Here is an 8,183-nt window from a genome sequence, read left to right on the forward strand (position 1 = left end):
AGATGCTGGAAGGCCGTAACGGCCCCGGCAACGATTTCCTGGGCTGGGTGGATCTGCCCGTAAATTACGACAAGGAAGAGTTTGCCCGCATCAAGGCCGCGGCCGAGAAGATTTGCTCGGATTCCGACGTGCTGGTGGTGATCGGTATCGGTGGTTCTTACCTGGGCGCCCGCGCCGCCATCGAGGCCATCAAGGGTCAGATGTACAACTGCACCTGCAAGAAGACCCCGCAGATCTTCTTCGCAGGCAACTCCATTTCTCCCGCCTACCTGCAGGATATCCTGGCCTGCTGTGAGGGCAAAGAGGTCAGCGTGAACGTGATCTCCAAGTCCGGCACCACCACCGAGCCTGCGCTGGCGTTCCGTGTATTCAAGAAGTACCTGGAAGAGCGTTACGGCAAGGAAGGCGCTGCCAAGCGCATCTACGCCACCACCGACCGCAGCCGCGGCACCCTGAAGAAGCAGGCCGACGAAGAGGGCTGGCCCACCTTCGTGGTACCCGATGACGTGGGCGGCCGTTACTCGGTGCTCACCGCTGTGGGCCTGCTGCCCATCGCCTGCGCCGGCTGTGACATCGACGCTCTGATGCAGGGCGCTGCCGATGCCCGCGCTGAGTACTCCAGCTGCACTCCTGACAACGACTGCTACAAGTACGCTGCCGCCCGCAACATCCTGTACCGCAAGGGCAAGGCTGTTGAACTGCTGGCTGCTTACGAGCCCAACTTCACCATGATGAACGAGTGGTACAAGCAGCTGTTCGGCGAGAGCGAAGGCAAGGACAACAAGGGCCTCATGCCCACCAGCGTTGTTTTCTCCACCGATCTGCACTCCATGGGCCAGTTCGTACAGGAAGGCGCCCGTGTGATGTTCGAGACCGTGGTTAACATCCACAAGCCCTCTCAGGACCTGTTCATCGAGAACGATGAGGAGAACCTGGACGGCCTGAACTTCCTGGCAAACCAGAACATGAGCGTGGTCAACGAAAAGGCCATGCAGGGCACCATTCTGGCCCACACCGACGGCGATGTTCCCAACATCGTGCTGGAGACTCCCAGCCTGAACGAGTATGATCTGGGCTACCTGATCTACTTCTTCGAGCGGGCCTGCGCCATCAGCGGTTACCTGCTGAGCGTGAACCCCTTCGATCAGCCCGGCGTGGAGAGCTACAAGAAGAACATGTTCGCGCTGCTGGGTAAGCCCGGCTACGAGGACCGCAAGGCCGAGCTGGAAGCAAAGCTGGGCTGAGCACACCGCATCCCCGGCGGAAAACGGGGCATAACGTGAAGGGAATTGCGGCATGCCGCATTTCGCAAAATAGAAGGAGGTACCCTCTTATGATTAAACTGATCGTTGGCACGAAAGGCACCGGCAAAACCAAAGCGATGATCGAGGCCATCAACGCAGTTACCAAAACCACCAGCGGCAACGTTGTCGTTCTGGAAAAGTCCATGAAGCTGACTTATGAGATCGATCATGCTGCTCGCCTGATCGATCTGGATGAGTATCACATCGCCGGCTACAACATGATGTATGGTTTTGTGGCGGGCGTTCTGGCCGGCAACTACGACATCACCGAGCTGTTTGTGGACGGCATTCTGAAGGTTGGCGACCACGATCTGAACGGTCTGGGCAAGTTCCTGGATGACGTGCAGGCCATTGCTGGCGAAAACGTGAACGTTACCATCACCATTTCCGCCGCCCTCGAGACTCTGCCTGAGGACGTAAAGAAATACCTGTAATCGTTCCATCAGCGGGCGGGAGCCAAAAAAATTGGTTCCCGCCCGAAATTTGGTATTGACAAACCCTCTGGGATTCGGTATACTAGGTAGGCAGTCTTTTAGAGGTGTACTATGCAATTCGACCTGAAAAAATTTTTTCAGACCGGCCGCGTGCCTTATCACGCGGAGCTGCAGCTGGACCTGAGTGATTATGACTTCCCGGGTTACCAGATCACGCAGCCGGTCACGGGCACCTTTGACGCCGCGCTGAATGGCGAGGGCGTTGTGCTGCGGCTCAGCTTGCATGCGCTGGCACAGGCAGAATGTGCCCGTTGCCTCACACCGGTGGAATATCCCTGTTCGCTGGAACAGGAATGGCTGGTGCGCGAAAGCGAACTGAGCAATGAATATCAGGAATTACCCATCGATGAGACGGGCAAGCTTTCCGTCAAGGAACTGGCTTGTGAGGAACTTGTGATGGAGATTCCCACCGTGCTGCTGTGCAGTGCGGATTGCCAAGGGCTATGCCATGTTTGCGGTAAACCCAAAGCAGCGGGGTGCACCTGCTGTGAGGGGGGCTCCACTACCCCCGTAGACGAACGGCTTGCTATATTAAAACAACTGCTGAATTAACTTCATTCACATTGAGGAGGTGCTAAAATGGCAGTACCCAAGAGAAAGGTTTCCAAGGCACGGCGTGACAAGCGTCGCTCCTCTGTGTGGAAGCTGGAAGCCCCTGCACTGGTAAAGTGCAGCCAGTGTGGCGAGTACAAGCTCCCCCACCAGGTATGCGGCAATTGCGGCTACTACAAGGGCAAGGAAATCATCAAGAAGGAAGCGTAATCCGCTTTCCGTAAGAGCTAGGGGAGGGCTTACGCCTTCCCCTTTTTCTTGTGCGGTGCAAAACCTGTTGAAAAGGAAGGTGCAAAACTGGCATGGCAGTACGCGTGAAAAGCGCGCAGAAGGGCTCGGCAGCCGAAGCGCTGGGCCTGAGCGCCGGGTCGATGCTCTATTCGGCTGACGGCAACGAGATCAACGATATGCTGGATTACCAGTTCTACACCGCCGGCGAACGCTTCGAGCTGGCCGTGATGAAGGACGGCCAGCTGGATTATCTGAAGGTGGAAAAGGGCGAATACGAGCCTCTGGGCTGTGAGTTCGAGACCTATCTGATCGACCAGAAGCATTCTTGTGCAAACCATTGCATGTTCTGCTTCATCGATCAGCTGCCCAAGGGCCTGCGGGAAACCCTGTATTTCAAGGACGACGACGAGCGCCTGTCGTTCTTGTTCGGCAACTATGTGACCCTGACCAATCTGAACGAGCATGAGGTGGAGCGCATCAAGAAGATGCACATTTCGCCCATCAACATCTCGGTGCACACCACCAATCCGGAGCTTCGGGTGCGGATGATGGCCAACAAGCGGGCGGGCGAGGTGCTCAAATATCTGGATGAATTTGCCGAGGCGGGCATCCAGATGAACTGCCAGCTGGTGCTGTGCCGGGGCGTGAACGACGGCGACGAGCTGCGCCGCACGCTGGACAAGCTCACCGGCATGTACCCGGCGGTGCAGAGCATCGCAGCGGTGCCCAGCGGCCTGACCGACTACCGCAAGGGCCTGTACAAGCTGGAGGCCTATGACGCGGCCACCAGTGCCGCCGTGCTGGATATCCTGGAGGAATACGGCGACCGCTGCAAGGCGCAGAATGGCTGCCGTATGGTCTACCCCGGCGACGAGTGGTACCTGTGCGCCGGGCGGCCCATTCCCGGCGGCGATTTCTATGAGGATTTCCCCCAGCTGGAAAACGGTGTGGGCATGTGGCGCATGTTCCGGGACGAATTCCTGGCGGAGCTGACCTTTGCCCACCGGCGTATTCCCATTCCCCGGAACATCGATGTGGTCACCGGAACTCTGGCGGCACCGCTGATTCAGGAGATGATGGCCGAGCTGACCCGCCGTCACCGCAGTGTGAAGGTGCATGTGCATCCCATCAAAAATAATTTCTTCGGCGGCAACGTGAGCGTGGCCGGTCTGGTCACCGCCACCGATATCATCGACCAGTGCAAGGGCAAGCTGAAAAGCAAGCACCTGGGCGTGCCGGAAGTGATGCTGCGGGACGAAAAGGACCTGTTCCTGGATTCCAAGTCCATCGCGGATCTGGAAAGCGCTCTGGGCGTGAAGGTGCATATCCTGCCCAGCGGCGGCGGCGATCTGGTGCGGACGCTGTTGGCGCCCAAGCTGGCCTGACCGCCGGTATGGAACCCCCGTGCCCGAAGGGGCAGAAACAACTGAGAAAAGGAGGCTCTTATGGCAAAACCTATCGTTGCAGTGGTGGGCCGCCCCAACGTGGGCAAATCCACCCTGTTCAATAAATTGATCGGTCAGCGGCTGGCCATCGTGGAGGATACCCCCGGTGTGACCCGCGACCGCATCTTCGGCGACTGCGAGTGGCAGAACCACACCTTCCTGCTGGTGGATACCGGCGGTATCGAGATGGGCGAGGACGACATCCAGACCCACATCCGCCAACAGGCCCAGCTGGCCATTGACGCGGCGGAGTGCATCATCATGGTGGTGGACCTGCGGGCCGGTGTGACCGCCCAGGACCAGGACATCGCCAACCAGCTGATGCGCAGCGGCAAGCCCGTTGTGCTGGCGGTCAACAAGGTGGACCGGATCGGCGAGCCCCCCATGGAGCTGTACGACTTCTACAGCCTGGGTCTGGGCGAACTGTACCCCATCTCCAGCGTACACGGCCACGGCACTGGCGATCTGCTGGACGCGGTGTGCCAGTACCTGAACTTTGACGATGAGAACGGCGAAGAGGACGAGCGCATCACCGTTGCGGTGATCGGCCGTCCCAACGTGGGCAAGTCCAGCCTGATCAACCACATCCTGGGCGAGAACCGGATGATCGTGGCCAACCAGGCAGGTACCACTCGCGACGCCATCGACTCCCAGGTGGACAACAAATACGGCAGCTTCATCTTCACCGATACTGCGGGCCTGCGCAAGCGGGGCAAGGTGGAGGAAGGCGTGGAGCGCTACAGCGTGCTGCGCAGCCTGGCCGCCGTGGAGCGCAGCCGGGTGTGCGTGATCATGATTGACGCCACCGTGGGCTTCACTGAGCAGGACTCCAAGGTGGCGGGCTATGCCCATGAGCAGGGCAAGGCCTGCATCATCGCCGTGAACAAGTGGGACGCGGTGGAAAAGGACGACAAGACCATGGATGTGCAGCGCAAGAAGCTGATGAACGACTTTAGCTTCATGAGCTATGCACCCATCATCTTCATCAGCGCCAAGACCGGCCAGCGCGTGGACCGGCTGTTTGAGCTGATCAAGTACGTGGACAGCCAGAATGCCCTGCGCGTGACCACCGGTATGCTGAACGAGCTGCTGGCCCGTGCCACCGCCCGTGTGCAGCCCCCCAGCGATAAGGGCCGCCGCCTGAAGATCTACTACATGACCCAGATCTCCACCCGGCCGCCCACGTTTGTGTGCTTCGTGAACCGGAAGGACCTGTTCCACTTCTCCTATCAGCGCTACATCGAGAACCAGATCCGTGAGACCTTCGGCCTGGAAGGCACTCCCGTGCGCATGGTCGTGCGGGAACGGGGCGACGGCAGCACCAAGTAAAACAGCCGCAAAGCGGGAAACAACAAAGGAGCGTGTGAATCCATGGCGTTAGAACAAGCGTTTATTCTGATGATGGCCGTCTCCGTTGTGATTGGTTATCTGCTGGGCAGCATCAATTTCGGCGTGGTGGTGAGCAAGGGCCTCTACCATGAGGACGTGCGTACCAAGGGCAGCGGCAATGCCGGCACCACAAATATCCTGCGCACCTACGGCAAAAAGGCCGCAGCGCTGACCCTGGCCGGTGATATGGCCAAGGGCGCAGTGGCGGTATGGCTGTGCCACTGGGGTGTGGCCGCACTTACCGGTGCGGATGTGAACGGCGTGTATGCCGGATATCTGGCTGCCATCGGTGCGGTGTGCGGCCATCTGTGGCCGATCTGGTTCGGCTTCAAGGGCGGCAAGGGCATCGCGGTGGCCGCGGGCGCCATTCTGGCCAGTGAGCCGGTGGTGCTGCTGGCACTGCTGGTGGTGTTCTTCGCAATCGCTCTTGCCACCCGCATTGTGAGTCTGGCTTCGGTTACCGTTGCGATCCTGTATCCCATCCTCACGCTGCTTTGGTCCTGGTACACCCAGCGCAGCCTGCTGTTTACCGGTGTGTGCACCGTGCTGATGGCGGTGCTGGTGGTATGGATGCATCGGGCCAACATTCAGCGCCTGCTGAACGGCACCGAATACCGCTTCGGCGAAAAGAAAAAGGACGAATAATCAAACTGTTCTGCAGCCCTTCGGGAAGATCTTCCCGAAGGGCTGTTTTTTTGCTGGAAAATGCCGGTAATTTTTTCACGATTTTCAAAGAGCTTTTGCAGAATTTTCACAGCCGGACGATACACTCAAACTAGGGAAAGGCGGGCGCAGAGCGCCCGAAAAGGCCTCGGGCGAAAGAAACTGAGGCCGCCTTTTTTATGTTGCAGCCGTTGCCCGGCCGGGCGGCGGAACAAAAGGAGTGTGGCTTTTTTGATTCAAGTGGAGCATCTCACCAAGCGTTATGGCAGCCATCTTGCGGTGGATGACATCTCGTTTGAAGTGGAGGAGGGCATCGTGTATGGCTTGCTTGGCCCCAACGGCGCGGGCAAATCCACCACGATGAACATTCTGACCGGTTATCTTTCCGCCACCAGCGGCGCGGTGGCCATCGATGGGCACGACATTCTGGAGGAGGCCAGCGCGGCGAAGGCCTGTGTGGGCTATCTGCCGGAGCAGCCGCCCCTGTATGTGGATATGACGCCCCGGGAGTATCTGATGTTTGTGGCCGAACTGAAAAAGGTGAAGCGGGCCGAGCGCGCTGCTCAGGTGGAGCAAGCCATGGACCGTACCGGCCTGGCGGAGATGGAGCACCGGCTGATCAAGAATCTGTCCAAGGGCTACCGCCAGCGTGTGGGCCTGGCCGCTGCGCTGCTGGGCAGCCCCAAGGTCATCATTCTGGATGAGCCCACCGTGGGTCTGGACCCGGCTCAGGTGATCGAGATCCGCAGTCTGATCAAGGAGCTGGGCCGGGACCACACTGTGATCCTTTCCAGTCATATCCTCAGCGAGGTGAGCACCCTGTGCGACAAGGTGCTGATCATTGCCAAGGGCAAGCTGGTGGCGCAGGGCACCCCTGAGGAGCTGGCCCAGCGGCTCACCGCCGGTTCTTCTTTGAATATTACCGCTTTGGGCGAGGCGGAGGCAGTGAAGAATGCGCTGCTCACCGTGCCCGGCGTGAGCAAGGTCCAGATCACCGGCCAGCAGAATGGCGAGACCAGCGCCACCGTGCAGATGCCTCAGGGCGAGGACCTGCGTGCAGCGGTCAGCGCCGCACTGGCAGCGGCCGGATGCCCGGTTCTGGGCCTGACCACCGCCTCCATGAGCCTGGAGGACGTGTTCCTGCAGCTTACCGCACAGGCGGGTGACGAGGAGGCACAGGAGGTCCTGGAGAACCAGGAGGAAGCGCTCCTGCGTCCGGAGGACCTGGAATTTGTGCAGGATGCGGTGGAGGGCACCGCGCAGCCTGACGAGGAAGAAATCGAGCAGGAGGATGCGTCCGCCCAGGCGGAAGAAGAGGAGGCGGACAAGCAATGATCGCTATTTTCAAACGGGAATTCAAGAGCTATTACAGCGGCATGATGGGCTGGCTGCTCACGGGTGTGATGCTTCTGTTCGGCGGTTTGTATTTTACCGCAGCCAATCTGCAGGGCGGCTACACCAACTATGCCATCTCGCTCTACAGCTTCGTGATCGTGCTGCTGATCTTCATCCCGCTGCTGTGCATGCGCAGCTTTGCGGAGGAAAAGCGCAGCAAGACCGACCAGCTGCTGCTCACCAGCCCGGTGAGCGTGAGCGGCATCGTGCTGGGCAAATATCTGGCGCTGCTGGCCATGTTTGCGGTGCCAGTGGCCGTCTTCTGCCTCTACCCGCTGGTTATGCTGCTGCTGGGCGGCGTGGACCTGATGGCCAGCTACGCGGGCATTCTGGGCTATTTCTTCATGGGCGCGGCCTGCATTGCCGTGTGCATGTATCTTTCCACCCTCACCGAGAACCAGATCATCGCGGCGCTGTCCGGCTTTGGCGTGCTGCTGGTGGCCTATCTGCTGCCCAGCATCCAGACCCTGTTCACCGCCGGCAGCGGCCTTGCCATGGCCGCCTTTGTGGTGATTCTGCTGGCGGTGAGTGTGGTTGTGGGTCTGCGCAGCCGCACCCTGACTCTGGGTGCCGGTGTGTTCCTGGTGGGCTTTGTGCTGCTGACCATCCTGTTCAACACCAAGAGCGCCGCGCTTACCAGTGCCTTCACCAGCGTGCTGGGTGCGCTGGCTCTGTTCGAGCCCTTCCTGGAATTCGTGAACGGGCTGTTC

At 59.5% G+C, this 8,183-nt stretch carries 9 protein-coding genes; all 9 read left to right on the top strand.

Going from position 1 to position 8,183, the window contains the following annotated elements:
* The coding region (locus J7G73_RS11520) for a glucose-6-phosphate isomerase (RefSeq protein WP_291246349.1) at positions 1-1,244 on the top strand (1,244 nt) is incomplete at its 5' end.
* An 89-nt stretch (positions 1,245-1,333) separates the two neighbouring features.
* A complete protein-coding gene (locus J7G73_RS11525) occupies positions 1,334-1,738 on the top strand; it encodes a hypothetical protein (protein WP_291246350.1) in 405 nt (134 codons plus the stop codon).
* A gap of 111 nt (positions 1,739-1,849) precedes the next feature.
* A complete protein-coding gene (locus J7G73_RS11530; RefSeq protein WP_087294425.1) occupies positions 1,850-2,350 on the top strand; it encodes a YceD family protein in 501 nt (166 codons plus the stop codon).
* A gap of 27 nt (positions 2,351-2,377) precedes the next feature.
* On the top strand, positions 2,378-2,560 hold the full coding sequence (gene rpmF / locus J7G73_RS11535; RefSeq protein WP_058967140.1) for a 50S ribosomal protein L32: 183 nt from the start codon (positions 2,378-2,380) through the stop codon (positions 2,558-2,560).
* A gap of 92 nt (positions 2,561-2,652) precedes the next feature.
* A complete protein-coding gene (locus tag J7G73_RS11540) occupies positions 2,653-3,966 on the top strand; it encodes a DUF512 domain-containing protein (protein WP_291246351.1) in 1,314 nt (437 codons plus the stop codon).
* A gap of 60 nt (positions 3,967-4,026) precedes the next feature.
* Positions 4,027-5,355: a ribosome biogenesis GTPase Der gene (gene der, locus J7G73_RS11545; RefSeq protein WP_291246352.1), complete on the top strand. Its 1,329-nt coding sequence runs from the start codon at positions 4,027-4,029 to the stop codon at positions 5,353-5,355.
* Positions 5,356-5,397: 42 nt separating this feature from the next.
* Positions 5,398-6,060: a glycerol-3-phosphate 1-O-acyltransferase PlsY gene (plsY, locus tag J7G73_RS11550; RefSeq protein ID WP_291246353.1), complete on the top strand. Its 663-nt coding sequence runs from the start codon at positions 5,398-5,400 to the stop codon at positions 6,058-6,060.
* A gap of 258 nt (positions 6,061-6,318) precedes the next feature.
* Positions 6,319-7,413 (top strand): ABC transporter ATP-binding protein, encoded by a 1,095-nt coding sequence (locus J7G73_RS11555; protein ID WP_367113994.1) that lies wholly within the window; start codon positions 6,319-6,321, stop codon positions 7,411-7,413.
* Positions 7,410-8,183 (top strand): ABC transporter permease (locus J7G73_RS11560; protein WP_291246355.1); only part of this gene is annotated, 774 nt, incomplete at its 3' end. The genes J7G73_RS11555 and J7G73_RS11560, both read left to right, overlap by 4 nt.

The organism is Allofournierella sp. (assembly GCF_017889395.1).
Lineage (GTDB): Bacteria > Bacillota > Clostridia > Oscillospirales > Ruminococcaceae > Allofournierella.

What these genes read in the sequence shown, in the direction of transcription:
- J7G73_RS11525 (WP_291246350.1), top strand. Translation starts at nt 1,334, where the DNA reads ATGATTAAACTGATCGTTGGCACGAAAGGCACCGGCAAAACCAAAGCG.
- plsY (WP_291246353.1), top strand. Translation starts at nt 5,398, where the DNA reads ATGGCGTTAGAACAAGCGTTTATTCTGATGATGGCCGTCTCCGTTGTG.
- J7G73_RS11530 (WP_087294425.1), top strand. Translation starts at nt 1,850, where the DNA reads ATGCAATTCGACCTGAAAAAATTTTTTCAGACCGGCCGCGTGCCTTAT.
- J7G73_RS11540 (WP_291246351.1), top strand. Translation starts at nt 2,653, where the DNA reads ATGGCAGTACGCGTGAAAAGCGCGCAGAAGGGCTCGGCAGCCGAAGCG.
- der (WP_291246352.1), top strand. Translation starts at nt 4,027, where the DNA reads ATGGCAAAACCTATCGTTGCAGTGGTGGGCCGCCCCAACGTGGGCAAA.
- rpmF (WP_058967140.1), top strand. Translation starts at nt 2,378, where the DNA reads ATGGCAGTACCCAAGAGAAAGGTTTCCAAGGCACGGCGTGACAAGCGT.